A 26,026-nucleotide genomic window follows, 5' to 3' on the forward strand; every position below is an offset into this window, starting at 1 on the left:
TATCGGCCGGCGCGCGGCCGAATCAAGCCGGGTCGGGGCGTGCCAGCTGCAATTCGAGCCGGCCCGGGCCGCTCGTCAGCACGGCCTGGCTGGCGTCGGCCAGCGCGGCCAGCGCCGGCAGCAGGATCTGGCGTGAGGTGGGCAGCGGGTGTCGGTGCTCGGCTGCGGGGGCCGGCCGGCTGGCGCCAGCGCGCAGCTGCAGGCTGGCCGGACCGGCTTCGATCTGCAGCTGGCAAGGCGCCCAGCAGTCCAGCACATGGCAGATCAGCCCGGCGATCAGGAACATCAGTTCGTCCCGCTGCCATTCGTCTGCCGGTTCGCCCGAGGGCGCTCCGGCGTCTTCTTGAGAAGCAGGTGCCAGGTCCAGCTCGAAGCCCTGCAGGGTCAGCACGGGCTGCAGCCAGCCGGCGCATTGGCTCAAGGCGGCAGGCAGGCCGATGCGGCCGGCCTGGCTGGGGTCCCAGTGGCGAAACTCGCGCAGCTGCTGCGTGACCTGTGCCATGTGCTGGTTCAGTTCCTGCGCCCGCTCCAGCGCGCCGGCCAGGTTGGGCGGGTCGTTGCCCAGGCGCTTGATCAGCACCGCCACGCCCATGCGCGCGACCGAAACCGGCCCCAGCATGTCATGCCGGATGGAAGGCAGCAGGCGCAGCAGCAGCTCGTGGCGCACGCCCTGGGCGATCCAGTGGGACTGCGAAGTCCCGGCAGGCGAGCTCATTCGCCTGCCCGGCCCGGCGGTGGCAACAGCGCCAGCAAGGCATCGATGTCCACCGGCTTTTGCAAGAAGTGATCGAAGCAGGCCTCGATCTGCGCAGCATACGGGCCCAGCCGGTCATGACCGCTGACGGCGATCAGCAGCGGGGCCGGTTGGGCAGCGGTGGCCCGTGCGCGCAGTTCGCGCGCCAGCTCGCTGCCGGGCTGGTCCGGCAGGCTGAGGTCGATCAGCGCCACGGCCATCGGCATGGCCTGGGCCAGCGCCAGGCCGTCGGCTGCCAGGTGGGCCAGGTGAGGCTGGTAGCCCTCGAAGGCCAGCAGCTCGCCGAGCAGCTCGGCGGCGTCCAGCCCGTCGTCGACGATGAGGACATGCGGCCCGCCGGTGGCCGGCTGCGCCTCGGGGGTGTCGGGGCCCTGGGGAGCCTGGCTCATGGTGCTCATGCCGCACCGCCTGCCGGGTTCGGTGGTGAAGCGGCTGCGGCCTGCCAGCGCGGCAGCTCCATCGTGAACACCACCTCCGGGGCGCGATGGACGTAGTGCAGCAGGCCACCGTGGCTGCGCACCACCTCGTGCGCGATGTACAGGCCCAGGCCCAGGCCTTGGCGGTTGCGGGGGTTGCGCATCGAAGAAACCTTGAAGGGGTCGAACAGCGAATCGCTGATGTCTTGCGGAATGGGCGGCGCGACATTGCGCACTTCCAGCCGGACCTTGTCATCCGGCCCGCTGACCTCCAGCACGATGGGCCGGCCCGGCTCGCCGTGGTGGCGGGCGTTGCCGAGCAGGTTGGCCAGCACCTGGGCCAGGCGGTCGGGGTCGGCGTGCACCCAGTGCGGCGGCCCGTAGAGGCGCTGGAACTGCAGGTCCGGGTAGGCGCCCAGTTTTTCCTCGACCAGTTCGTCCAGCAGCGCCACCAGGTCCACCTGCTGCGGCGTCATCTGCAGGCCCAGGCCGCCGCGCAGCCGGGTCATGTCCAGCACCTGCTCGACCAGGCGCTGCATGCGGCCGCTGGAAGCCTTGATGCGCTGGCCCAGCCTGGCATGGCCTTGCGCCTCGCCCCGTTCCAGCACCTGGGCCGCCAGCGAGATCGAGTTCAGTGGATCGCGCAAGTCATGGCCCAGCACGGCCAGCAGGTGGGCCCTGGCGCGCTCGATCTCGGCATTGCGGGTGCGGCTGGCATGGCCCAGTTCGTCCAGCCACTGGCGGGCAATCGCCAGGTCGCTGTCGCTCCAGGGCACAGCGCTGTCGCGCACGGTTTCGCGCCATTCGGCGAACGAGCCACGGGGCGTCAGCCGCGGTCCGGACGGGCCGGGCACGTAGTTCTTCTCGGGTTTGCCGCCCCAGCGCACGGTCTCGACCTGCTCGCGGCGCAGCAGGATCAGCCAGGCGCCGTTGGCCGCGTCGAAACACAGCGCCAGCAGGCCGCACCAGCCCTGCACGGCGGCCTGGGTCGCCTCGGGCCAGTCGGCCAGCGCATGGCGCACCACCAGCAGGCCTTCGGCCGGCTCGGGCAGCGAGCCGATCACCGCGGCGGCGTGTTCGCGGTCGGTCAGGCCGCTGAGCGCCAGCTTGCCACCGGCCACGAGGATGGCGGCATGCGCCTTCATGGTCTGCCGCAGCGCGCCGGCTTCCTGGGCCAGCGCGCCCAGCACGTCGTCGGCATGCAGCACGGCCTCGGTGCAGCGGCTGCGCAGCGCCGCGGCTTCGCCGGCCCTGCGGGCATGGGCGCTGGTGCGCAGGTTCTGCACCGCGACGGCGACCATCTGCGCCAGCACGTCGCAGGCCATGCGCAGCGAATACGGCACCACGCGGCGGCGCATGTGGTGGCAGGCCAGCATGCCCCAGAGCCGTCCTTCGACGACGATGGAAATGCTCATCGACGCGCCAATGCCCATGTTGCGCAGGTATTCAATGTGGATGGGCGAGACGCTGCGCAGCACCGCGTGGCTCAGGTCCAGCGGGGCCTGGCCCGGCAGGCCGACCAGCGGCACCTGCTCGCTCTGCACATCGGCGATCAGCCGCAGCGTGTTCAGCAGGTAGAGCCGGCGCGCCTGGGCCGGGATGTCGCTGGCCGGGTAGCGCCGGCCCAGCAGGCTGTCCAGGCCATCGGCATGGGCCTCGGCGACGATGTCTCCGCTGTCGTCGTGGCGGAAGCGGTAGGCCATCACCCGGTCGAAGCCGGTCAGCTGCCGCACTTCCTTGACCGCCAGTTCCATCAGCGCCTGCACGCTGGTCTGGCGGCGAAACTTGTCCAGCCCGCGGTGGGCATGCAGCGCAAAACGTGCGATCTCGTCGTCGCTCTGTTCGCGCTGCTCGAATTCGACGATCACGCCTTGCGGGTCGCGGTGCACCACCAGGTCCCAGACCTGGCCGGCCAGCGTCAGGTCACCCGAAGCGGTGAAGGGGGGATCGGCCGGTCCGCCGGGCGGGGCGGACATCGCCTCGGCGACCAGTTCGTGTACCGCCGGCGCCTCCTTGAAATGGCCGGCGTGCAGTGTGTCGCCCAGTTCCGGCAAGCCGGTGGCCAGCGCCGCAGCGTTGGCGCTGTGCCAGCACAGGCGGCCCGTGGCGTCGAACGCGAACAGCACGCCATGCGGCTGCACCGCACCCGGAATGTGGATCGGCTCCTGGTCGCAGTTGTCCAGCGTGACCGGCGCCGGTCCGGGCTGGGCCTGAGCGGGTGGCATGGCGGTCGCTTCGCTCACGCAGCGGGCTCCAGGACCGCTGCGGTGGCGAGGGGTCCGGGGTAGGCCGCCAGCAGCCGGCCGAAGGCGTCGGCGGCGCCAGCGCAGGCCTGGGCGATGTCGGCCGGGCCTTGCACTTCCTGGCGCATCAGCTGGCAGAAGCGTGCCCAGCGCGGCCCGGGCGAGCTGCCGCTGGCCTGCAGGAAACGCAGGGGCTGCGGCGCCAGCGGGCCGGCCAGCCGGCTGTACAGCACGCTGGCGCCCAGCGATGAGCCTTCCAGCACGTAGGCCGCGCCCCAGCGATAGGCAGCGCCGGCTTCGTCCGGCCAGGGCGCGGTCGGAGCCGATGGCACACGCGCCGCCGCGGCGGCACAGGCCGCGGGGCCGGCGACGCGCAGGTCTTCGGCGATCCAGTCGAGCTGCGGCTGAGGCTGCAGTTCGGCGTGGGCATCCGGCCCCACCGCTTGCCGTGCGCGCCAGGCCAGCATCGCGCTCAGCCAGGGCTGCAGCGCGAGCAGGTGTTGCAGGTAGTCGCCAAGGCTTGGCGCATCGCCTGCGATCGGCACCCGTTCGTCCAGCGCGCGGTGCAGGATCGCCGTGCGCAGGCGCAGTGCCTGCAGCACATCTTCAGTTCGCGCCCCGCTTGGCACGGTGGCGCCGACCGTGTCGGCAAAGGCGGCAGGCGGCATACGGGAGCGGGTTTTGACGAGGGGCGGGCATGCAGGGCGCATCTGCCGACGAGTGTAGTGGTCGCCTTTGGCCCCACTTGTCAGCACAGTCCTACATCGCCGCAGGACAGGCCCGCGTTCGGCGGTGACTGCCGCCCCGCGTGATCAAGGTGATCAGGGCAGCGTCAGCGCGGCAATGCCGGCCTTGGCGATCTGCGCGTCTTCGCTGGACTTCACGCCGCTGACGCCCACCGCGCCAATGACCTGGCCCTGCACGATGACCGGCACGCCGCCTTCGAGCATGCCTTCGAGGCCGGGCGCGCTGAGGAAGGCGAAACGGCCCTTGTTGATCACGTCTTCATAGACTGCGCTTTCCTTGCGGCCCAGCGCCGAGGTGCGGGCCTTGGCCGGGGCCATGTGCGCCGACATGGCCGGCGCGCCGTCCAGGCGGTAGTGGCCCAGCAGGTGGCCGCCGTCGTCGACCACGGCGATGGTGACGGCCCACTTGTTGGCCTGCGCCTCGGCGCGGGCGGCGTTCAGGATGGTGACGACGTCTTCGTGTTGCAGGACATGCTTGGTGATCATGGGGGCGGGTTCCTTCGCCTGAGCTGGCGGAATGAGGGTGGAGGGTGACAGCCGCAAGTATCCCGCGGCGACAATCCCGCCATGTCCACGCCCGTCTCGCTGATCCCGCAATACCTCGGCGGCTACCCGGCCTCGCTGCAGGCTCAGGCCCTGAAGCTGGCCGAGCAGGGCCGGCTCGGCACGGTGCTCGAATCCCGCTACCCCGAGGCCCACACGGTGCGCACCGATGCCGCGCTGTACGCTTACGTGCAGGACATCAAGGCCCGCGGCATGCGCCAGAGCAGCCCCGTCTCGATGGTGGTCTACGACACCAAGCTCAAGGTGCTGAGCCAGGCGCTGGGCACGCACACCCGCATCTCGCGCGTGCAGGGCGGCAAGCTCAAGGCCAAGCGCGAGATCCGCATTGCCAGCCTGTTCAAGGACGCCCCGGCCGACTTCCTGCGCATGATCGTCGTGCACGAACTGGCCCACCTGCGCGAAGCCGAGCACGACAAGGCCTTCTACAGCCTCTGCGAGCACCTCGCACCGGACTACCACCAGCTGGAGTTCGACACGCGGCTGTGGCTGCTGCAGCGGGCCTTGGCGGGCAAGCCGAAGCCTGCGGTCGAAAGCTGATTCAGCCGGCGGCGAGCGGCGAGGCCGTTTTGCCCGACTGCCAAGCCTGGAGCAGCAGTTCAGCACTGGCCAAATTCGTCGCGCACGGAATGTTGTGCACGTCGCAAGCCCGCACCAGTGCATTGATGTCCGGCTCGTGCGGCTGCGGGGTCATGGGGTCGCGCAGGAAGATCACGCCGTCCACGCCGCCGGTGGCCAGGCGGGCGCCGATCTGCAGGTCGCCGCCCAGCGGGCCGCTGAGCAGGCATTCGACGGAGAGTCCGGCCTCGTTTTTCAGGCGGCTGCCGGTGGTGCCGGTGGCCATCAGCGTGCAGGTGGCGAGCCAGGCGGCATGGCGGGTGGCCAGGCCGACGATCTGTTCCTTGCGGCCGTCGTGGGCAATCAACGCGATGTTCATGCCTGCATGCTAGCCAGCCGCGGTTACCGTGTCACAACGATCAGCCTGCTGCAGCCTTGGCGCTTTTACGGGTGGGCGTGGGGGCGGGAGGCTTGGTGATGGCCGCATGCAGCGCGACGAAGTCCAGCGTCAGCCCATGCGAAGGTGCCAGTTGGATCAGCGGCCGGGCCAGCTGGTGCGACTCCTTGACCTTCACGCTGGCGCCCAGGTAGGGCTGCAGCACCGGCAGGCCTTCGTCGATCAGCTCCTGCACCAGCTGCTGCGGCAGCCGGGCACGGGCCTGGAACTGGTTGACGATGATGCCGGCCACGACCAGTTCCTTGTTGTGGTCGGCCTGGATCTCCTGCACGTTCTCCAGCAGGGCGTAGAGCGCGCGGCGCGAGAAGTCGTCGCAGTCGAACGGGATCAGGCAGGCCTGCGCGGCGATCAGCGCCGAGCGGGTGTAGAAGTTCAGCGCCGGCGGGGTGTCGATCCAGATCTGAGCATAGTCCTGGCCCAGCTCGGCCAGTGCGTCGCGCAGCTTGTAGATCTTGTAGCGCGACTCCAGCTTGCCGTGCATTTCGTCCAGCGCCGGGCTGGAGGCCATCACGTCCAGGTTGTCGAACGGCGTGGCGCTGATGAAGTCCTGCAGCGCCGGGGTGCGCACGCTGAACTTCAGCTGCTGCTCGAAGAAGTCGGCCACGCCGGGTGGCGCTTCGTCGGCCCCGTCGCCCAGCAGGTAGCGGGTGGAGTTGCCCTGCGGGTCCAGGTCCACCACCAGCGTGCGCTGGCCTTGCGCGGCGCTGATGGCCGCCAGGTTGCAGGTGATGGTCGACTTGCCGACGCCGCCCTTCTGGTTGAACACCACGTAACGCATCTGCCGCTCCCTCCCGGTTTCGGCAACGGTCGAAGGACCGCCGCGGAGCCTCGATTGTGCATCGCAGCATGCGGCCGTGCCTGCTCGGCGCGACAATCGGCCGATGCCTGCTGCCGACACCTCTTTGCCGCTTTCCGCCGACGATTCGGCCGCTGTCCAGCTGGCCACCCAGCACTGGCTGGAAACCGCCGTCATCGGCCTGAACCTTTGCCCGTTCGCCAAGGCCGTGTGGGCCAAGCAGCAGGTGCGCATCGTTGTCAGCGGGGTGGACTCGCCGGAGGCGCTGGTCGAGGTGCTGCGCGCCGAGCTGCGCCACCTGGCCGAGACCGACGCGGAAACCACCGACACCACGCTGATCGTGCATCCGCGGGTGCTGCAGGACTTCCTGGACTTCAACGACTTCCTCGGCGTGGCCGATGGCGTGCTGGTCGACGAGGACCTGGAGGGCGAACTGCAGGTGGCGAGCTTCCATCCGCAGTTCCAGTTCGAAGGCACGGCGCCCGACGACATGGGCAACTTCAGCAACCGCTCGCCGTATCCTACGCTGCACCTGCTGCGCGAAGACAGCATCGACCGTGCGGTGGAGGCCTTCCCCGAAGCCGAGGCCATTTACGAGCGCAACATCGAGACGCTGGAGAAGCTGGGCCCTGCCGGCTGGCAGGCGCTGTTCCCGCCGCGCTGAACCCCGGCCCGAACGCCGGGCACGCCACGTGCTCGGGCCCTCCTACAATCCGCCGCCTTTCACTGTTCCCGCTCTTCCCCCATGTCCGACCGCCTGCGCGTGCTGCCCCAGTACCTGTTCCCGAAACAGGCCCTGACCTCGTTCGCCGGCTGGGTAGCCGGCCATGAGCGCGGCTCGATCACGACGGCCATCATCCGCGACTTCATCCGCCGCTACGGCGTGAACATGGCCGAGGCCGCGCAGCCCGATCCTGCCGCCTTCAAGAGCTTCAACGAGTTCTTCACCCGCGCGTTGCGCGAGGGTGCACGCCCGCTGGCCAAGGCCGGCCAGGTCTGCCCGGTGGACGGTGCGATCAGCCAGTTCGGCCCCATCCAGGGCGACCAGATCTTCCAGGCCAAGGGCCACCACTACAGCACCCGCGCCCTGGTCGGCGGCGACGCCGCGCTGGCCGCCAAGTTCGACAACGGCCACTTCGCCACCATCTACCTCAGCCCGCGCGACTACCACCGCATCCACATGCCCTGCGCCGGCAGGTTGGTGCGCATGGTCTACGTGCCCGGCGACCTGTTTTCGGTCAACCCGACGACCGCGCGCGGCGTGCCCGGGCTGTTCGCCCGCAACGAGCGCGTGGTCTGTGAGTTCGAGACGGCGCATGGCCCGTTCGTGCTGGTGCTGGTGGGGGCGACCATCGTTGGCAGCATGGCCACCGTGTGGCACGGCGTGGTCAACCCGTCGCGCACCGGCGAGCTGCGCGAATGGCGCTACGGCGCCGACCATGCTGCCATCGAACTCGCGCAGGGCGCCGAGATGGGCCGCTTCCTTCTGGGCTCGACGGTGGTGCTGCTGTACCCCGCTGGCCCGCTGCTGTTCAACCCGGACTGGCAGCCGGGGGGCGCCGTGAGGCTGGGCGAAGCCATGGCGAACTGGCACGCCTAAGCAGGCGGTATCCGCTGCCGCGCCAGCAGCGCGGCGGTGACGCCATTGGTCCAGCCAAAACCGTCCTGCAGCGGGTATTCGCCGCCGCCGCCGCCGTGCGGGTTGTGCTGCGCGTCCTGGTCCAGCGCATATTTCTCGACCAGCCGGCCCTCGCGTTCATAGACCGCCTGCACCGTGGCCAGCCAGCGCTGTGCGATGGTATCGGCCAGCGCGTGTTCGCCATGATCGTCCAGGCCGCGCACCGCCATCCATTGCAGCGGCGCCCAGCCGTTGGGCTGGTCCCATTGCTGGGCGCTGGTGTGCTCGGTGGTGGCCAGCCCGCCGTGGGCCAACAGGCGCTGTGAAACCGTGCCGGCGATGGCCTTGGCCTGCGCGGCGCTGGCCAGGCCAACGAACAGCGGCACGACCGTTGCGGCGGTGAGGCTGCGGCGCTGTTCGCCGCGGCGCCAGTCGTGATCGAAAAACGCACCTTGGGCGTCGTTCCACATCAGCTCGTTCATCGCGGCCTTGCGCAGCCTGGCCTGCTCCTGGTAGTCCCGTGCGGTGGTGCGGGCGCCGGCCAGCGCGGCCAGTTCGGCAATGCGGATTTCCAGCTTGTAGAGGAAGGCGTTCAGGTCGACCGGCACGATGTCTGTCGTGCAGATGGTGGACAGGCAGGCGCCGGAAGCCGGCCGCGGTGAGCCCTCGGAAGGCGAGGCGGGCGGGGTCTGCTCGCTGAGCCAGCGGGTGCTGAAGTCCCAGCCCGATTCGCAGGCGGCGCGCAGGTCGCGGTAGACCTCCGCCGGCTCGCGCGAGCTGGCACGCGCGGTCGTCACGTCCTCCAGCCAGGACTCTTCGCGCGGCGTGTCACGGTCGTCCCAGTGGCGGTTCAGCAGCCGGCCGTCCAGCAGGCGCACGACGCGGCGGCGGGCGCCACCGGCCGGCGCGTCGTGCGCGTCGGCCATCCACCAGGCGTGTTCCTGCTGCAGGCGCGGCAGGTAGTCCAGTACACGCTGGCCCAGCCGAGCCTGCGCCAGTTCCACCATCAGCGCGAAGACCGGCGGCTGCGAGCGGCTCAGGTAGTAGCTGCGGGTGCCGTTGGGCACGTGGCCGTAGGTGTCGATCAGGTAGGCGAAGTTGTCCACCATGTCGCCCAGCAGCGCGGCCTCGGCCGGGCTGTCCAGCCCCAGCATCGTGAAATACGAGTCCCAGTAGTACAGCTCCCGGAAGCGGCCGCCGGGCACGAGGTAGGGCCGTGGCAGTTGCAGCAGCGAGGAGCGCGAAGCGTGGCCGGACGGATGGCGCGTCAGCACCGGCCACAAGGCTTCGATGTGGGCCGCCATGGCCCGGCCGGGCTGCGATTGGTACTCATGCGCAGGCGGCTCGACGCAGTCGAAATGTTCGGCCACAAAAGCCTTCAGGTCGAAGCCGGCACGCAGGTGCTGCGCGCGATAGGCGGCCATGATGGCCTGCGGCTCCATCAGAGGCACGCAGTCGACGAAGGTCTTGCTGTCGGCAAACACCGCGCTGCTCTGCACCGCGACGAACAGCTCCTGGTAACGGTCCGCCGGCGACAGCGTGTCCGGGAGCGGTGAGGGGACCGGCGGGCGGGCCACCGCAGGCAGGGCAAGGTCAGGCACGATGGCAGGCGGCATCCAGCGAGCATGCCACGGAAGCCATGGGCCCGCTTGTCAGCCAGCCACCCGTTTGGCCAGCAGCGCGCGGGCCACGCGCGAGCCGTTCGGCTGGCCCAGTCTGGCGCGGATGAAGGCGCCCGCGTCGATCAGCGCGTCCAGGTCGATGCCCGTCGCGATGCCCAGGCCGTGCAGCAGGTAGACCACGTCCTCGGTCGCGACATTGCCGGTCGCGCCCTTGGCATAAGGGCAGCCGCCCAGGCCGGAGACGCTGGCATCGAAAGTCGTGATGCCGAGTTCCAGGCTGGCGTAGACATTGGCCAGCGCCATGCCGTAGGTGTCGTGGAAATGCCCGCTCACCTCCGCCAGCGGGAAGTGCCGCAGCGCGGCTTCCAGCGCCGCCTGCACCTTGCGCGGCGTGCCCACGCCAATCGTGTCGGCCACGCCCACATGCTGCACGCCAATGCCGGCCATCAGCCGCGCGACCAGCTCCACCCGCTCCGGCGCGACATCACCTTCATACGGGCAGCCGACTGCACAGGAGATTGCCCCGCGCACCTTTACGCCTGCAGCACGTGCCGCGGCAACGACCGGCGCAAAGCGTTCGATCGACTCGGCGATGCTGCAGTTGATGTTGCGCTGGCTGAAAGCCTCGCTGGCCGCACCGAAGACGACGATCTCGTCGGGCCGGGTGGGCGCTGCGGCCTCCCATCCCTTGAGGTTGGGCGTGAGCACCGAATAGCGCACGCCGGATCTCCGCTCCAGCGCGGCCATCACCGCCGCGCCGTCCGCCATTTGAGGCACCCATTTCGGGCTGACGAAGCTGGTGGCTTCGATCTCCTTCAGGCCAGCCGCCTGCAGCCTGTGCACCAGCTCGACCTTGGTGGCGGTATCGACCGGCTGCGCTTCGTTCTGCAGGCCGTCGCGCGGGCCGACCTCGACCAGCGTGACATGAGAGGGGAGCTTGGCGGCGCTCATCTCAGGCCTCCGCCAGCGTCAGCAGCTCGGCACCTTCGCCGACCTGGTCGCCCACCGCGAACATCAGCTCGCCGACGACGCCGTCGCGCGGCGCGTTCAGCGTGTGTTCCATCTTCATTGCCTCCATCACCGCCAGCGGCTGGCCGGCGGCCACGCTGTCACCGGCCTTCACCAGGAATGAGATCACCTTGCCCGGCATCGGCGCGCTGAGCCGGCCGCCGTGGCCGCCGGCTTCCTGGCCGGCATGGGCAACGGGGTCGAACTCCTGCAGTTCCAGCGAGGCGTGTTCGCCAAACAGCGCACGCTGCTCACCGCGGGCGTAGACGCTCAGCACATGGCGCTGGCCGTCGACCCGCACTTCGAAGCGGTCCGCGCCCAGCGCGCGGGTCTGCAGCGCGTGGCGCTGGCCGTTCAGTGCCAGCCACAGCGCGCCGTCGTGGCTGCGTTCCAGCGTGGCGGCGTGGTGGGTTTTTCCGGTCGCCAGGTCCAGCCTGCGGCGGGCGCTGCCGTGCAGGCGAAAGCCGTCGCGGCGGCTCCACGGGTCGGCGTCCGGTGCCACCGCTTCTTCGGCCAGAAGGTGTGCGGCCACGCCGGCGGCGGCGACCGGCAGCGGCAGGCCGGGCTGGTCGAACAGCGCGGGGCGTTCGCGCTCGATCAGCGCGGTGTCCAGGTCGGCCGTGGCAAACGCGCGGCTTTGCACCACACGGCGCAGGAAGGCCACGTTGGTGGCCAGGCCGACGATGTGGGTGTCGCGCAGCGCGGCGTCCAGCCGTGCCAGCGCCTGCTGCCGGTCCTCGCCCCAGACGATGAGCTTGGCGATCATCGAGTCGTAGAACGGGCTGATCGCGTCGCCCTCGCGCACGCCGGCGTCCACGCGCACCGGTGCGGTGGCATCCGTGCCTGCGGTGCGCTCGAAGGCCACGTGGGCCGGCCAGCGCAGCACGTCAAGACTGCCGGTGGCGGGCAGGAAGCCAGCGTCCGGGCTCTCGGCACAGATGCGGGCTTCGATGGCATGGCCGTGCATGCGCAACTCGTTTTGCTGCGCCGGCAGCGGCTGGCCATTGGCCACGCGCAACTGCCACTCGACCAGGTCATGGCCGGTGATGGCTTCGGTCACAGGATGCTCCACCTGCAGCCGGGTGTTCATCTCCATGAAATAGAAGCGCAGGTCGCCGTCGTTCACTTCCTCGGCAATGAATTCCACCGTGCCAGCGCCCACGTAGCCCACCGCCTTCGCGGCGGCGACTGCGGCGGCGCCCATCTCGGCGCGGCGCTCGGCGCTCATGCCCGGTGCTGGCGCTTCTTCCAGCACCTTCTGGTGGCGGCGCTGCACCGAGCAGTCGCGCTCGAACAGGTAGACGCACTGGCCTTGCGTATCGCCGAAGACCTGGATCTCGATGTGCCGCGGGCGCGTCACATAGCGCTCGACCAGCACATGGTCGCTGCCGAAGCTGCTGCGCGCCTCGCGCTGGCAGGAGGCCAGCGCGGCGATGAAGTCTTCGGCCTTGTCCACGCGTCGCATGCCGCGCCCGCCGCCGCCGGCGCTGGCCTTGATCAGTACCGGAAAGCCGATGCGCTCGGCCTGCTGCAGCAGGAACGTGGGCTCGTTGTTGTCACCGTGGTAGCCAGGCACCAGCGGCACGCCGGCCTTGTCCATCAGCGACTTGGCGGCAGACTTGCTGCCCATCGCGGCAATGGCGTCCGGCGGTGGGCCGATGAAGACCAGACCGGCCTCGGCGCAAGCGCGCGCGAAGGCTTCGTTTTCGCTCAGAAAACCGTAGCCCGGGTGCACCGCCTGCGCGCCAGTGGCCTTGGCGGCTTCGAGGATGCGCTGCCATTGCAGGTAGCTGTCCCTGGCCGCGGCGCCGCCAATGTGCACGGCTTCGTCGCAGGCCAGCACGTGGGCGGCTTGGGCGTCGGCGTCCGAGTAGACCGCCACCGTGCGGATGCCCATGCGTTTTGCCGTCTTGGCCACGCGACACGCAATTTCGCCTCGGTTCGCGATCAGGATCTTCTTGAACATCTTTGTTGTCTCCTTGGCGGTCTGGGCTCAGCTCGCGAGCCAGCCCGGCGGACGTTTTTGCAGGAAGGCGGACACGCCCTCCTTGCCTTCGTCGCTGCCGCGAATGTCGGCAATGCGCCTTGCGGTGTCTTCGCGCAGCGCGGGCGTGTTGGGCTGGCCGGCCAGGTCCTGCACCAGGCGCTTGCAGCTGCGCACGGCGGCAGGGCTGTTGGCGACCAGGGCCTGCACGATGGCGGCCACGCGCTCGTCCAGCTGTTCGGCGCTGCAGAGTTCATGGACCAGGCCGATGCGCTGCGCTTCGGCGGCGCTGAAACGCTCGGCGGTGGTGAAGTAGCGCTGCGCGGCGCGCTGGCCCATCGCGGCGATCACGTAGGGCGCGATGGTTGCCGGCATCAGGCCCAGCCTGCCTTCGCTGAGGCAGAAGTTCACGCTGTCCACGGCCACCAACACGTCGCACAGCGCCGCCAGGCCGACGCCACCGGCGTAGCAGTCGCCGTGCACGCGGCCGACGACGGGCACGGGGCACTGGTTCAGCGTCCACAGCATGTCAGCCAGCGCCTGCGCATCATCGCGGTTCTGGGTCCAGCTGTAGTCGGCCATCGCGCGCATCCAGTTCAGGTCCGCACCGGCACAAAAGGCCTTGCCGTGGCCGGCCAGCACGACGACGCGCAGGGCGCCGTCCTGGGCCAACCCTCGGAAGGTGGCAGTCAAGGCGGCGATGACTTCGTCGTTGAAAGCATTGCGCACATCCGGCCGGTTCAGCCAGACCTCGGCGACATGAGGGCTGGGGCGCTTGAGTTCGATCGGGGTGCTCATGGCTTTACATCCGGAAGACGCCGAACTTCGCGTCCGGGATTGGCGCGTTCAGGCTGGCCGACAGGCCCAGCGCGAGCACGCGGCGGGTGTCCACCGGATCGATCACACCGTCGTCCCACAGCCGGGCGCTGGCGTAGTACGGGTGGCCTTGCACCTCGTACTGGCGGCGGATCGGGTCCTTGAACGCAGCTTCTTCGTCGGCGCTCCACTGGCCGCCCTTCTGCTCAATGCCGTCCCGCTTGACGGTGGCCAGCACGCTGGCGGCCTGCTCGCCGCCCATCACCGAGATGCGCGCGTTCGGCCACATCCACAGGAAGCGTGGCGAATAGGCGCGGCCGCACATGCCGTAGTTGCCAGCGCCGAAACTGCCACCGATGATGACGGTGAACTTCGGCACATTGGCGCAGGCCACGGCGGTGACCATCTTCGCGCCGGCGCGGGCAATGCCTTCGTTCTCGTACTTGCGGCCGACCATGAAGCCGGTGATGTTCTGCAGGAACACCAGCGGGATCTTGCGCTGGCAGCACAGCTCGATGAAGTGCGCGCCCTTGTTGGCGCTCTCGGCGAACAGGATGCCGTTGTTGGCGACGATGCCCACCGGCATGCCTTCGATGTGCGCAAAGCCGCAGACCAGCGTGGCACCGTAGCGGGCCTTGAATTCGTCGAACTCGGAGCCGTCGACGATGCGGGCGATGATCTCGCGCACGTCGAAAGGCTTGCGGGTGTCGGTGGGGATGACGGCCAGCAGTTCCTCGGCCGGGAAGGCCGGCGGCCGCGGTTCGCGCAGCGCCATGTGCGCCAGGTGGGCCTGCTTGGGCCGGTTCAGGTGCGAGACGATCTGCCGGGCCAGGGCGAGGGCATGCGTGTCGTCCTGCGCCAGGTGGTCGGCCACGCCGGAGAGGCGGGTGTGCACGTCGCCGCCGCCGAGGTCCTCGGCAGTCACGACCTCGCCGGTGGCCGCCTTCACCAGCGGCGGCCCGCCGAGGAAGATGGTGCCCTGTTCCTTGACGATGACGGTCTCGTCGCTCATCGCCGGCACGTAGGCGCCGCCTGCGGTGCACGAGCCCATCACCACGGCGATCTGCGGAATGCCGCGTGCGCTCATGTTGGCCTGGTTGTAGAAGATGCGGCCGAAGTGGTCGCGGTCGGGGAAGACCTCGTCCTGGTTGGGCAGGTTGGCACCACCGGAGTCCACCAGGTAGATGCAGGGCAGGTGGTTCTGCTCGGCAATTTCCTGCGCGCGCAAATGCTTCTTCACCGTCAGCGGGTAGTAGGTGCCGCCTTTGACCGTGGCGTCGTTGCAGACGATCACGCATTCGATGCCTGACACCCGGCCGATGCCGGCAATGACGCCGGCGCAAGGCGCAGCGTCGCTGCCGTCCCTTTCTTTGTAGACCTCGAACGCCGCCATCGGCGCGATCTCGAGGAAGGCGGTGTCCGGGTCCAGCAGCATCTCGACGCGGTCGCGCGGCAGCAGCTTGCCGCGTGCGAGGTGCTTGGCACGCGCCGCCTCGCCGCCGCCTTCGGCGATCTTCGCGAGCCGGGCGTGGAGGTCGCCCACCAGTGCGCGCATGGCCTCTGCGTTGGCCCGGGAGGCTTCGCTGCGCGGGTTCAGTTGGGTGCTCAGCACGGTCATGCGGTCTTCTCTTCGTTGAGCCCAAGTTCCTGCTTCATCGCGTCGCGGATCTTGAACTTCTGGATCTTGCCGGTCACGGTCATGGGAAACGCGTCGACGAAGCGGATGTAGCGCGGCACCTTGTGGTGCGCGATCTGGCCCTTGCAGAAATCGCGCAGCGCCTGCTCGGTGAGCGGCTGGCCGGGCAGGCCCGGCTTGGCAATGACCCAGGCGCACAACTCCTCGCCGTACTTCAGGTCCGGCACGCCCACCACCTGCACGTCCAGCACCTGCGGATGGCGGTAGAGGAACTCCTCGATTTCGCGCGGGTAGAGGTTTTCGCCACCGCGGATCACCATGTCCTTGATGCGGCCGACGATGTTCACGTAGCCCTGGTCATCCATGGTGGCCAGGTCGCCGGTGTGCATCCAGCCATCGGCGTCGATGGCCTCGGCGGTCTTCTCCGGGTCGCCCCAGTAGCCATGCATCACCGAGTAGCCGCGGGTGCAGAGCTCACCCGTCTGCCCGGGGGGCACCACGGCACCCGACTCCGGGTCCACCATCTTCACCTCCAGGTGCGGCTGCACCGTGCCGACGGTGCTGACTCGACGGTCCAGCGGCGTGTCGGTGGCGCTCTGGCAGCTCACCGGGCTGGTTTCGGTCATGCCGTAGGCGATGGTGATCTCTTCCAGGTGCATCTGGCTGACCACGCGCTTCATCACCTCAATCGGGCAGGGCGAGCCGGCCATGATGCCGGTGCGCAGCGTGGAGAGGTCGAACTCGGCAAAGCGCGGGTGGTCCAGCTCGGCGATGAACATGGTGGGCACGCCGTGCAGCCCGGTGCAGCGCTCGGCCTGCACGGTTTCCAGCACGGCCAGGGGGTCGAAGCCGTCGTTGGGGTAGACGATGGTGGCGCCGTGCGTGAGGCAGGCCAGGTTGCCCAGCACCATGCCGAAGCAGTGGTACAGCGGCACGGGGATGCACAGCCGGTCGTCCGGGTCCAGCTTCATGCATTCGCCGATGAAAAATCCGTTGTTCAGGATGTTCCGGTGCGTCAGCGTGGCGCCCTTGGGAAAGCCGGTGGTACCACTGGTGAACTGGATGTTGATCGGGTCGGAGGACTTGAGCGTGGCGGCCACTTCGGTCACGCGCGCGTCGGCTGCATCGCCTTGCGCGAGCAGGTCCGAGAAGCGAATCAGGCCGGGTTCTTCCGCGCCTTCGCCGGCCAGGTCGATCCAGGCGATGGTGCGCAGCGCCGGCAGGCGGGCCGCCTGCAGGTGGCCGGGTGCGCAGTCGGTCAGCTCGGGCGCCAGCTCACGCAGCATGCCGAGGTAGTCGCTGGTCTTGAAGCGGGCCATGGTCACCAGCGCCTGGCAGCCGACCTTGTTCAGCGCATAGGCCAGCTCGGTCGTGCGGTAGGCTGGGTTGATGTTGACCAGCACCAGGCCCACCTTGGCGGTGGACAGCTGCATCAGCAGCCACTCCGCGTTGTTGTGCGACCAGATGCCCACGCGGTCGCCCGGCTGCAGGCCCAGCTTGAGCAGCGCGCTGGCCAGCCGGTTCACCTCGCGCTGCAGTTCGAGGTAACTGAATCGGCGGTCCTGGTGGCGGCTGACCAGGGCTTCCCGCGCCGGCTGCCGGCGGACCATGTCGTCGAAGAAATCGCCCAGGGTCTGTTCGATCAGCGGCACCGTGCACGGGCCGGCGTCCTGGCTGAGGGTCAAGGGATCACGTCGCATGAGGGTGCTCCTTGGCGGCTTGTCAGCAGGTCTCCGAGAACAGTTCGCGGCCGATCAGCATGCGGCGGATTTCGCTGGTGCCGGCACCGATTTCGTACAGCTTGGCATCGCGCCACAGGCGGCCGACCGGGAACTCGTTGGTGTAGCCCACGCCGCCCAGTGCCTGGATCGCCTCGCCGGCCATCCAGGTGGCCTTCTCGGCGGTGTAGAGGATCACGCCGGCCGCGTCCTTGCGCAGCGCTCGGCTGTGGTCGCCACGGTCACAGGCTTGGGCCACGGCGTACGCATAGGCGCGGCAGGCCTGGAAGGTCGAGTACATGTCGGCCAGCTTGCCCTGCATCAGCTGGAATTCGCCGATGCTCTGGCCGAACTGCTTGCGCTCGTGCACAAAGGGCACGACCGCGTCCAGGCAGGCGGCCATGATGCCCAGCGGGCCGCCGGAAAGCACCACGCGTTCGTAGTCCAGCCCGCTCATCAGCACCTTGGTGCCGTTGCCTTCACCGCCCAGCACGTTTTCTTCCGGCACTTCGCAGTTGTCGAAGAACAGCGGGAAGGTGTTGGAGCCTCGCATGCCCAGCTTGTCCAGGTGATGGCCGTGGCTGAAGCCCGTGAAGCCCTTCTCGATCAGGAAGGCGGTCATGCCGCGCGCGCCGAGCTCAGGCTCTGTTTTTGCGTAGACGACCAAGGTGTCGGCATCGCCGCCGTTGGTGATCCACATCTTGCTGCCATTGAGCAGGTAGCGGTCGCCCTTCTTCTCGGCGCGCAGCTTCATGCTGACCACGTCGGAGCCGGCACCAGGCTCGCTCATCGCCAGCGCGCCGGTGTGTTCGCCGCTGATCAGCTTGGGCAGGTACTTGCGCTTCTGCGCGTCCGTGCCGTTGCGGTTGATCTGGTTCACGCAGAGATTGGAATGCGCGCCGTAGGACAGGCCGACCGAGGCGCTGGCGCGGCTGATCTCTTCCATCGCCACCATGTGGGCCACGTAGCCCAGGCCAGTGCCGCCGAAGTCTTCGGAGACCGTCAGGCCGTGCACGCCCAACTCGCCGAGCTTGCGCCACAGATCGGCCGGAAACAGGTTGTCCTGGTCGATCTTCGCGGCGCGTGGCGCGATCTCGCTTTGTGCGAAATGGCGCACGGCGTCGCGCAGCGCGGCAATGTCATCGCCCAGCGGGAAGGTGAAGGTGGATTCGAACATCGGCTTGTCTCCTGTGCGGGCAGTGTGGGCTGGCGGGTTTTGCGGGTCATGTTGAGCTAAGCTCAATCATGTCCTGTGGCGCAGCCTGTATTTGGTTTGATCGGGTTCGAATCTAGCAGCATCCGGATTGCGGCACAAGGAGGATTTGAGTGATACTCAACAAATGATCAACCCAGCCCCCTTGGCGCGCCGCAACGCGGCCAGCGCAAAAAGCGAACAACGCATCCGGGACATCCTGCGCGTGGGCCGCGAAGTCTTCGCCGAGAAGGGCTATGAACACGCGACCACGGCCGACATCGCGCAGCGCCTGGGCGTGTCCGAGGCGACGGTCTTCACCTATTTCCGTGGCAAGCGCGAGCTGTGCCTGCGGGTGATCGAGGACTGGTACGACGAGATCATTGGCGCGATGGAGGCGGGCCTGCCGAAAGACCGGCCGGTGCGCGCGCAGCTGGAAACCTTTGTCGCCACGCACTTGCGGCTGTTCCTGATCCAGGGCACGGGGCTGTGCGCGCTGGTGCTGTCCGAAGGCCGCAGCAAGGGCCAGGTGCTGGCCGACAGCCTGCTGCCGCTGCAGCGCCGCTACACCGCGCCGCTGATGGAACTGCTGGCGCGCGGCCAGGCCAGCGGCGAGGTGCGCAGCGACCTGCCGTTGCGGTTGATGCGCTCGCTGGTGCTGGGGCCGATGGAGCACATCCTGTGGGAGGCCGTGGGCCAGCAGGAACGGGCCATCGACATTGACGCGACCGCGGCGGCGCTGGTGGGCATGCTGTGGTCCGCGCTGGCGGCGCCGGAAGCGGAGCTGAAGGCGCTGCGCGAGCTGAAGATCGCGCTGCGTCAGGCACTGGACCGGGCCTAGTGCCGGTCCGGTTCGGGCGTAAAAAAGGCCCCTGAAAGAAGCCTGTGAAGGTGATCGGAAGCCGGGTGCGACGACACCCGGCCCGGGCCCGATCAGAAACGGTGGCGAAGGCCGACCATGTAGCCCAGGCGCTTGGTCTCGCCGTTGGCAAAGGTGAACACCGGGTTGTCGCTCAGCTCGGTGTGGTCCACCTCGAGGTAGGCGTCGGTGCGCTTGGAGAATGCGTAGTCCAGCACGCCAGCGGCGAAGATGGCCTTGCCGGCGCCATCGGTGGTGCCTTCGCGGGAGTGTTGCTTGGCGTTCCAGTAGTGGCCGCCGATGTTCCACTGCGGCGTGAACTGGTAGGTCACGCCGGCCGACCACATGTCGCGCTTGTCCATGTTGGTGGACACGCCGAAATTGCCGTTGGTGCCGGCGTTGCCCAGCAGCGCGTTCAGCGTTGCACGGCTGAACTTGTCGTCCGGGTCGGTGCGTGCCCAGGCCAAGGTGACGTACCACGGGCCAGAGGAATAGGCGCCACCGACGGTCGCGGCCGTGACCTTGTTGTTGGCCGTGTCCTTCAATTGCTCGTAGGCGCCACCGACTGCGAAGGGGCCCATCTCGTAGCGCAGGTAGCCTGCGCGGGTCGAGTTCGAGCCATTGGTGTTGCCCTCGGCCGCGCTGGCTGCCAGGCCGATGCGCAGGCCGCTGAACTCGGCCAGGTACTTGACCATGTTGTTGTGGCGTGCGCCCAGCGACATGCCGATCTCTGGCTTGAACGCTTCGATGTACGGCGAGTACTTGAACGAGGCGTAGGTCGACGTGAAGACGTCGAACAACACGTTGTACTGGCGGCCCAGCGTGATGCGGCCGTAAGGTGTCTTCAGACCGACCCAGGCCTGGCGCCAGAAGTCGGTGGCGGCCACGGCGCCGGTGTCGACCAGGAAACGGTGCTCCATGTTGACCAGGCCTTGCATGCCGCCGCCCAGGTCTTCGACGATGTTGAAGCCGAGCCGGCTTTGCGACATGCCGCCTGGCGTGACGGACTTGCTGTCGTCGCCGCTGTTGGCGCCCTTCGGGCCGTCATTGGTTTGCACACGAACGCCGGAGTCCACGATGCCGTAGATGGTCACGGTCGATTGGGCCCAGGCGCCGGTGCCGAGGGCGCAAAGGGCTGCTGCGCACAGTACGGTTCTTTTCATGAGGTCTGTCTCCTGTTGATCAGACTTCATTGTGTAAGTTGCGCGCAACGCAGCACAGAGGCTTGTTGCAAGCCTCTCACGCGAGGTTTCCCACCTCGGGAAAGACCTTAGGGTGGTGTCAACCCCCTAGAGTGTTGCCTGTGTGACGCTTTGGTGCCGTCACTTTTTGTGTCACGCGTTGTCGCCTGGGCGACTCGGCGGGCCGCATCGGCTCAGCGCGTGACCCTGGCGCCGGCCCATGCGGGCTCGGCCTGCGTGTGGGCTGGCGCAGTCCGTGAGCCACCGCTGCGCAACGCCGGCAGTTCCACCTTCAGGTGCAGCAGCCAGCCGATCAGCAGGCTCAGCGACCAGGCGGCCAGCAGCCCCAGGCTGTTCAGCAGCAAAGCCTCGGGCCAGGCCCAGGCGACCAGCGCACCGACCAGCAGGCAGACCGGGTAGTGCGCCAGGAACACGCTGTACGACACCCTGGCGAGCCAGCTGATCGCCGGCAGTTGCGCGAGCCGTTGCGGCAGCGCGCGCAGCCAGGAACCGGCGCCGCGGCCTTCCGGCGGCAGGGCCAGCGCCAGCGCACAAAGCCCTGCCAGCAGCACCCGGTCGCGCCAGGCCAGTGACAGGCTGATGGCGACCAGCGCGGCCAGTGCCAGCCAGGCGCAGCGGCGTGCCCAGCCTGCCTGTGCCTGGCGCACCCAGGCAGCCAGCAGGCCCGCGCCGTAGGCGCCAAAGAAGTAGGGCGCCCAGGCGTCCCAGTGCGGGTCGCGGTTCAGCAGCAGCCAGGACAGCGCGGCCAGCCCGGCGACGCTCAGCAGCGTCAGCGCTGCGCGCCAGCGTGCTGGCATGCAGCAGCGCAGGCCCAGCACGGCCAGCAGCATGGCAAACAGCTGCAGGTCGATGGCGACATACCAGAGCCCGGCGCTGAGCGCCTCCTCGCCGAGGATGTCCTGCAGCAGCAGCACATTGGCCAGCAGTTGCATGGCGGTGGGCGCGCCGGGCAGTTGCGGGTCGTCGCTGAAGCTGCGGGCCAGCGCGGCGCTGAGGATGGCCAGCAGCATTGCGACCAGGCAGGGCGGCACCAGCCGGCGATAGCGCTGCAGCAGCTTGCCTGGCAGCTCGGGCAGGCCCAGGCTGGCAGGCGCGCCAGGCGAGGGCAGCAGCGAGCGCGCGGCGAGGAAGCCGGCCATCACCAGGAAGACCTGCACGGCCATGCGCGCGGGGTTGGCCAGCCAGGCGAACAGCTCGGGCGCCAACGGGTCGACCACGGCGCGCATCGGGCTGTAGATGGCCAGGTGATGCCAGACGATCAGCTGCGAGGCGATGGCCTTGCCCAGCGTGATCAGCGGCAGGCCTTGGCCGGCAGCAGTGCATGCCGGCAGTGCGGTAACTCGGGACATGGGCGGCAATGGAAGCAGGCGCGCACGGCGCGTCGACCTCGTGGGCCGTGGCGCAATGCAAAGCCCGGTCGCGCCGGTGATGGCGCGGCAAGGCTTGGGATCAAAGGGAGATGGCCGCGACCGGCATCGGCCGGTCACGCAAGGCCGTCAGGCGCGCTTTCAGCGGGCCCAGCTGTCCTTCAGGCCGGCAATGCGGTTGAACACCGGCGCGTCGGCGCGGTGGTCCTTGCGGTCGGCGACGAAGTAGCCATGGCGCTCGAACTGGAACTTGTCGTCCGGCTTGGCGCCGGCCAGGCCAGGCTCCAGGTAGCTGCGCAGCACATGCTTGCTGTTCGGGTTCAGCACGGTGAGGAAATCCCGGCCGCCGGCGTCCGGCTGGGCCTCGGTGAAGAGGCGGTCGAACAGGCGCATCTCGCAGGCCACGGCCTCGTGCGCGCCAATCCAGGTGATCGTGCCCTTGACCTTGACGCTGTCGGCGCCCGGCGTGCCGCTCTTGGTGTCGGGGACCACGGTGGCGGTCACGGCCGTGACCTTGCCGTCGGCATCCTTCTCGCAGCCGGTGCACTCGATGATCACGCCGTACTTCAGCCGCACCTTGTTGCCAGGGAACAAGCGGAAGAAGCCCTTGGCCGGCACTTCGGCGAAGTCGTCACGCTCGATCCACAGCTGCGGGCCCAGGCTGAACTGGCGCTGGCCGAGCTCGGGCTTGTGCGGGTGGGCAGGGGCATGGCAGGGCTCGTGGAAGCTGTCGCTGCCGAAGACTTCGGCGTAGTTTGTCAGCTTCAGCGCCACGGGGTCGATCACGGCCATCGCGCGCGGGGCCTGCTCTTCCAGATCGGCGCGAAGCGCAATGTCCAACACCGAGTAGTCCAGCCAGATGTTGCTCTTGCTGGCGCCGGAATCGTCGGCCATCTTGCGGATGGACGCCGGCGTGTAGCCACGGCGGCGCATGCCGGCCAGCGTGGGCATGCGCGGGTCGTCCCAGCCTTCGACGTGCTTTTCATCGACCAGCTGCTTGAGCTTGCGCTTGCTGGTGATGACGTAGCTGAGGTTCAGCCGGCCGAACTCGTACTGCTTGGGCAGCGGGTGCGACAGCAGGCCGCCTTCTGCCAAACGCTCCAGCAGCCAGTCGTACCACGGGCGCTGGTCCTCGAACTCCAGCGTGCAGATGCTGTGCGTGATGCGCTCCAGTGCGTCCTCGATCGGATGCGCATAGGCATACATCGGGTAGATGCACCACTGGTCGCCGGTGTTGTGGTGCGTGGCGCGGCGGATGCGGTAGAGGGCCGGGTCGCGCAGGTTGATGTTGGGCGAGGCCATGTCGATCTTGGCCCGCAGCACCATCGCGCCGTCCGGGTGCTGGCCGGCACGCATCTCGCGGAAGCGGCCCAGGTGGTGTTCGACAGGCAGGTCGCGGAACGGGCTGTTGGTGCCGGGCGTCGTGAAGTCGCCGCGGTTCGCGCGCATCTGGTCGGCGCTCTGCTCGTCCACGTAGGCCAGGCCTTGCGAGATCAGGTACTCGGCGGCGCGGTACATGAAGTCGAAGTAGTTGCTGGCGTAGTAAAGGTGGGCGGTGCCGAAGGCGTCCCAGTCCCAGCCCAGCCACTTGACCATCTCCTCGATGGCGTCGACGTATTCCTGCTCTTCCTTCTCCGGATTGGTGTCGTCGAATCGCAGGTGGCAGACGCCGCCGTAGTCCCGCGCCAGGCCGAAGTTCAGGCAGATGCTCTTGGCATGGCCGACGTGCAGGTAGCCGTTGGGCTCGGGCGGGAAGCGCAGCCGCACGCGGGCCGGGTCGGGCTGGCCTGCAGCGTGCAGGGCGGCATCGCCAGGCTGGCCGCCGAAGGGGCGCTGGGCATAGGTGCCGGCCTCGAGATCACGCTCAATGATGGCGCGCAAAAAATTCGCCGGCTTGACGGGCTCGGCGGACGGGGCGTGCTTGGCATCGCTCATGAAAAGCGCTTTGTTATCAAGGGGTTCGCGCAGCCGCAACAGGGCGGCCACAGAAGCGAGCCATTGTAGGCGGCGCTCGCCCTGCGCGCCGCCCGGTCTTCAGCGCTGACGTTCTCGTAGCCGCCGCACTTCGTTGTCCAGCATGCGCTGGCGCCAGTCGTCGCCGGTCAGTGAGAAGAAGGTCACGATGCCGTGGATCGCCAGCCCGATGCCCCAGCCGAACAACGGGAACTGGTGCCAGTGCGCGCCGCCCGTGCTGGCATTCAGCAGGAACAGCCCGAGGTTGACCAGCACGTAGACCAGCAGGTGGGTCAGGAAGCCGGTCTTGAGCCGCACCCGGCGCCTGGCCTGGCGCATCAGTGCGTCTTCGGGGTTGTCGGAAGTGGTGTCGCGGTCACGGTCTCGCATGAGTGTCTCCGGTGAGGCGGGGTGTCGATGGGCTGATCTTCAGGCTGCCGCAGGCCTGCGTCCAGCGGCATGCGACGGCCGGTCGCCAGCGGGCGTGAATTGCCGCCGGACTGGCCTCACATGCTCTTGAAGCGCGGCGCGTACAGGCGGCTGACGATCAATTGCTCCGGCCGGCCGCGCAGCAGCAGATGCAGCCGGCCGGCTTCGTCGCGCTGCGCCTGGCTGATGGCGCTGGCGCGCACCACGGTGCCGCGGTGCACCTGCCAGAAGCGCTGGGTGTCCAGCTGCGGCAGCAGTTCACGCAGCGACATGCGGATCAGGTGCTCGTGCGTGGCGGTCAGCACGCGCACGTACTTGTCGGCCGCCTCGAAGTAGACGACCTCGTCGATGGGCACCATGTGGATGCTGCTGCCCACCCCCACCTGGATCAGCTGCAGTGGCGCTGCGGCTGGCGTTTCGGTGCCGCCCAGCAGGCCGCGCAGCCGGGCCAGCAGCGCTTCGTCGGACGAGGTGGCTGCGGCATCGGCCGCGGCCGGCTCACGCTGCGCCAGCAGGGCCTGCAGCCGCTCGCAGGTGGCGAGCAGGCGCGCCGGCTGCACGGGCTTGAGCACATAGTCCACCGCGCTGGCTTCGAAGGCCTGCAGTGCGTACTGGTCATAGGCGGTGACAAAGACGATCAGCGGCAACGGCTTGTTGGCCGGCCAGTCCTCGACGATGGCCTGCGCAGCCTCAAGCCCCGTGCGGCCGGGCATGCGGATGTCCAGGAACAGCAGCGTGGGTGTGTCGGCCAGCGCACGCTCCACGGCGTCGTCGCCATCGATGGCGGGTGGCAGCAACTGCAGTGCGGGCCAGGCGCGGGCCAGCTCGGCGGCCAGGGCCTGGGCCAGCAGTGGTTCGTCTTCGGCGATCAGGGCGGTGAGGGGCATGGTCAGCTTTGTCAAAAGGAGAGGGTTCAGGTGCCACTGGGGAGCGGGAGGTGCAGCGTGGCCAGCGTGCCGCCATCGGGATGCTCGGTGAGTTCGAACTGGCCGCGCTCGCCGTACAGCGTGGCCATGCGCTCGCGCACCTGGGCCGTGCCGAAGCCGGTGCCGCGCGTGGCAGTGGGGTCGGTCTCGGCGGCGGCGCGGGCGGCTGCCAGGCCACGGCCATCGTCGCGCACGGTCAGGACCAGCGTGCCGTCCTCGCGACGCGCCTGCACCGAAAGCAGGCCGCCGCGGCGCTGGGGTTCCAGGCCGTGCTTGATGCTGTTTTCCACCAGTGGCTGCAGCAGCAGCGGCGGCACTGGCAAGGTGGCCAGCTCGGGCGGCAGCGAGAGCTCGGTGCGCAGCCGGCTGCCCATGCGCATCTGCATCAGCGAGAGGTAGTCGGCCAGGCGGTCGAACTCGGCTGATAGCGGATGGGCATCGGTGCGGCTGGCGTTCAGCGTGGCGCGCAGGAAGTCGATCAGCCGGTCCAGCATGGCCTGGGCCTGGGCCGGGTCGAGCGAGATCAGTGCGCGCAGGTTGGCCAGCGTGTTGAACAGCATGTGCGGCTCCAGCTGGCTCTGCAGCAGCCGCAGCTGGGTCTCGGCCGCCAGCCGGCCGACCTGCGCCGCCTGGGCCTCGGCCGCGGCCAGCCGTCCTCGGGTGTAGAAGAACCAGGTTCCCACCAAGGCCGCGATCATGGACAGCGCCAGCACGGCCGACCAGGCCCGCCACGAGCCGCGCCAGGGCATCACGCTTTGCTGGCCGGTCAGCAGGTCGGCGATCTGGGAGCCCAGGATGTAGCCGCCTGCGCCACCCGCCAGCACCAGCGGCACCATCCAGCCCCAGCCTGGCCAGCCCTCGCGCAAGGCAGGCGGATGCGGCCCGGGCAGCGAGAGCCGCCAGCGTGCCAGGCCGTAGCGGCCAAGGTTGATCAGGATCGAGCAGAGATTGCCGATCAGCAGCGAATACACCAATGCCACCCAGAAGGACGAGCCGGTCAGTGTCAGGAAACCGGCAATCAGCACGCAGAAGAGCTGTGTGCTCAGGTGCACGTGGCGGCAGGCTTGCAGCAACTCGGCGAACCAGGTGCGCGGGATGGGCGAGGGGGCTGCGGGGGAGGCATCGGGCAAGGGCATGGGGGCGATTCTGCAGCGGGGGCGCTGGC

The 26,026-nt window shown here is 68.8% G+C and carries 24 protein-coding genes; 4 read left to right on the forward strand and 20 right to left on the reverse strand.

Features of this window, described 5'->3' with window-relative positions:
* Positions 1 to 22: 22 nt before the first annotated feature.
* The 5 genes from LRH25_RS24910 to LRH25_RS24940 form a co-directional block, all read right to left on the reverse strand.
* Positions 23 to 715: a hypothetical protein gene (locus tag LRH25_RS24910; RefSeq protein WP_231012764.1), complete on the reverse strand. Its 693-nt coding sequence runs from the start codon at positions 713 to 715 to the stop codon at positions 23 to 25.
* Positions 712 to 1,152 (reverse strand): response regulator, encoded by a 441-nt coding sequence (locus LRH25_RS24915; protein ID WP_231012765.1) that lies wholly within the window; start codon positions 1,150 to 1,152, stop codon positions 712 to 714. The genes LRH25_RS24910 and LRH25_RS24915 overlap by 4 nt, the downstream gene beginning before the upstream one ends.
* Positions 1,149 to 3,413, reverse strand: coding sequence for an ATP-binding protein (locus LRH25_RS24930; protein ID WP_310742442.1), 2,265 nt, complete (start codon positions 3,411 to 3,413; stop codon positions 1,149 to 1,151). Before LRH25_RS24930 ends, LRH25_RS24915 begins: the two co-directional genes overlap by 4 nt.
* On the reverse strand, positions 3,410 to 4,081 hold the full coding sequence (locus LRH25_RS24935; protein WP_231012766.1) for a biliverdin-producing heme oxygenase: 672 nt from the start codon (positions 4,079 to 4,081) through the stop codon (positions 3,410 to 3,412). Before LRH25_RS24935 ends, LRH25_RS24930 begins: the two co-directional genes overlap by 4 nt.
* A 153-nt stretch (positions 4,082 to 4,234) precedes the next feature.
* Positions 4,235 to 4,645: a GlcG/HbpS family heme-binding protein gene (locus LRH25_RS24940; protein WP_141289595.1), complete on the reverse strand. Its 411-nt coding sequence runs from the start codon at positions 4,643 to 4,645 to the stop codon at positions 4,235 to 4,237.
* A gap of 81 nt (positions 4,646 to 4,726) precedes the next feature.
* Between LRH25_RS24940 and LRH25_RS24945 the strand changes: the two genes are divergently transcribed.
* Positions 4,727 to 5,260: a YgjP-like metallopeptidase domain-containing protein gene (locus tag LRH25_RS24945; protein WP_141289596.1), complete on the forward strand. Its 534-nt coding sequence runs from the start codon at positions 4,727 to 4,729 to the stop codon at positions 5,258 to 5,260.
* Between the two features lies 1 nt (position 5,261).
* On the opposite strand, the gene LRH25_RS24950 is transcribed toward LRH25_RS24945, so the two are convergent.
* Together LRH25_RS24950 and LRH25_RS24955 are read right to left on the reverse strand one after the other, a co-directional pair.
* Positions 5,262 to 5,657 (reverse strand): methylglyoxal synthase, encoded by a 396-nt coding sequence (locus LRH25_RS24950; protein ID WP_141289597.1) that lies wholly within the window; start codon positions 5,655 to 5,657, stop codon positions 5,262 to 5,264.
* 40 nt (positions 5,658 to 5,697) lie between these two features.
* Complete coding sequence (locus tag LRH25_RS24955; protein ID WP_141289598.1) at positions 5,698 to 6,513, reverse strand: ParA family protein; 816 nt, start codon at positions 6,511 to 6,513, stop codon at positions 5,698 to 5,700.
* Between the two features lie 103 nt (positions 6,514 to 6,616).
* Here LRH25_RS24955 and LRH25_RS24960 point away from each other — a divergent pair, with 103 nt between their 5' ends.
* Both LRH25_RS24960 and asd read left to right on the forward strand, forming a co-directional pair.
* Positions 6,617 to 7,195, forward strand: coding sequence for a DUF1415 domain-containing protein (locus tag LRH25_RS24960; protein WP_141289599.1), 579 nt, complete (start codon positions 6,617 to 6,619; stop codon positions 7,193 to 7,195).
* An 81-nt stretch (positions 7,196 to 7,276) separates the two neighbouring features.
* Positions 7,277 to 8,131 carry an archaetidylserine decarboxylase gene (asd, locus tag LRH25_RS24965; protein ID WP_141289600.1) on the forward strand — a complete coding sequence of 285 codons (855 nt, stop codon included), beginning with the start codon at positions 7,277 to 7,279 and terminating at the stop codon, positions 8,129 to 8,131.
* Here asd and treF read toward each other — a convergent pair.
* The 7 genes from treF to LRH25_RS25000 are packed head-to-tail and all read right to left on the reverse strand — an operon-like array spanning position 8,128 to position 18,110.
* Positions 8,128 to 9,750, reverse strand: a complete 1,623-nt coding sequence (gene treF, locus LRH25_RS24970; RefSeq protein WP_231012767.1) for an alpha,alpha-trehalase TreF — start codon at positions 9,748 to 9,750, stop codon at positions 8,128 to 8,130. The genes asd and treF overlap by 4 nt on opposite strands.
* 51 nt (positions 9,751 to 9,801) lie before the next feature.
* Positions 9,802 to 10,722 carry a hydroxymethylglutaryl-CoA lyase gene (locus LRH25_RS24975; RefSeq protein WP_141291513.1) on the reverse strand — a complete coding sequence of 307 codons (921 nt, stop codon included), beginning with the start codon at positions 10,720 to 10,722 and terminating at the stop codon, positions 9,802 to 9,804.
* 1 nt (position 10,723) lies between these two features.
* Complete coding sequence (locus LRH25_RS24980) at positions 10,724 to 12,745, reverse strand: acetyl/propionyl/methylcrotonyl-CoA carboxylase subunit alpha (protein ID WP_231012768.1); 2,022 nt, start codon at positions 12,743 to 12,745, stop codon at positions 10,724 to 10,726.
* A 27-nt stretch (positions 12,746 to 12,772) separates the two neighbouring features.
* Positions 12,773 to 13,561, reverse strand: a complete 789-nt coding sequence (locus LRH25_RS24985) for an enoyl-CoA hydratase/isomerase family protein (protein ID WP_141287824.1) — start codon at positions 13,559 to 13,561, stop codon at positions 12,773 to 12,775.
* A gap of 4 nt (positions 13,562 to 13,565) precedes the next feature.
* Complete coding sequence (locus LRH25_RS24990; protein ID WP_141287825.1) at positions 13,566 to 15,197, reverse strand: carboxyl transferase domain-containing protein; 1,632 nt, start codon at positions 15,195 to 15,197, stop codon at positions 13,566 to 13,568.
* Positions 15,194 to 16,915: an AMP-binding protein gene (locus LRH25_RS24995; protein WP_141287826.1), complete on the reverse strand. Its 1,722-nt coding sequence runs from the start codon at positions 16,913 to 16,915 to the stop codon at positions 15,194 to 15,196. Before LRH25_RS24995 ends, LRH25_RS24990 begins: the two co-directional genes overlap by 4 nt.
* A gap of 22 nt (positions 16,916 to 16,937) precedes the next feature.
* Positions 16,938 to 18,110, reverse strand: coding sequence for an isovaleryl-CoA dehydrogenase (locus tag LRH25_RS25000; RefSeq protein ID WP_141287827.1), 1,173 nt, complete (start codon positions 18,108 to 18,110; stop codon positions 16,938 to 16,940).
* A gap of 163 nt (positions 18,111 to 18,273) precedes the next feature.
* Here LRH25_RS25000 and LRH25_RS25005 point away from each other — a divergent pair, with 163 nt between their 5' ends.
* Complete coding sequence (locus LRH25_RS25005) at positions 18,274 to 18,966, forward strand: TetR/AcrR family transcriptional regulator (RefSeq protein ID WP_141287828.1); 693 nt, start codon at positions 18,274 to 18,276, stop codon at positions 18,964 to 18,966.
* 92 nt (positions 18,967 to 19,058) lie between these two features.
* Here LRH25_RS25005 and LRH25_RS25010 read toward each other — a convergent pair whose 3' ends face one another.
* The 6 genes from LRH25_RS25010 to LRH25_RS25035 all read right to left on the reverse strand — a co-directional run bounded on the left by LRH25_RS25010 (position 19,059) and on the right by LRH25_RS25035 (position 25,997).
* Positions 19,059 to 20,147 carry a porin gene (locus LRH25_RS25010; protein WP_141287829.1) on the reverse strand — a complete coding sequence of 363 codons (1,089 nt, stop codon included), beginning with the start codon at positions 20,145 to 20,147 and terminating at the stop codon, positions 19,059 to 19,061.
* 212 nt (positions 20,148 to 20,359) lie between these two features.
* Positions 20,360 to 21,535: an acyltransferase family protein gene (locus tag LRH25_RS25015; protein WP_231012769.1), complete on the reverse strand. Its 1,176-nt coding sequence runs from the start codon at positions 21,533 to 21,535 to the stop codon at positions 20,360 to 20,362.
* A 159-nt stretch (positions 21,536 to 21,694) separates the two neighbouring features.
* Positions 21,695 to 23,488, reverse strand: coding sequence for a glutamine--tRNA ligase/YqeY domain fusion protein (locus tag LRH25_RS25020; protein WP_141290340.1), 1,794 nt, complete (start codon positions 23,486 to 23,488; stop codon positions 21,695 to 21,697).
* Positions 23,489 to 23,587: 99 nt separating this feature from the next.
* Positions 23,588 to 23,896 (reverse strand): 2TM domain-containing protein, encoded by a 309-nt coding sequence (locus LRH25_RS25025; protein WP_141290341.1) that lies wholly within the window; start codon positions 23,894 to 23,896, stop codon positions 23,588 to 23,590.
* Between the two features lie 116 nt (positions 23,897 to 24,012).
* Positions 24,013 to 24,822 carry a LytR/AlgR family response regulator transcription factor gene (locus LRH25_RS25030; protein WP_231012770.1) on the reverse strand — a complete coding sequence of 270 codons (810 nt, stop codon included), beginning with the start codon at positions 24,820 to 24,822 and terminating at the stop codon, positions 24,013 to 24,015.
* Positions 24,823 to 24,848: 26 nt separating this feature from the next.
* Positions 24,849 to 25,997 (reverse strand): sensor histidine kinase, encoded by a 1,149-nt coding sequence (locus LRH25_RS25035; RefSeq protein WP_231012771.1) that lies wholly within the window; start codon positions 25,995 to 25,997, stop codon positions 24,849 to 24,851.
* Positions 25,998 to 26,026: the final 29 nt, after the last annotated feature.

This window comes from Ideonella azotifigens (assembly GCF_021043325.1).
Classification (GTDB): Bacteria; Pseudomonadota; Gammaproteobacteria; order Burkholderiales; family Burkholderiaceae_C; genus Ideonella; species Ideonella azotifigens.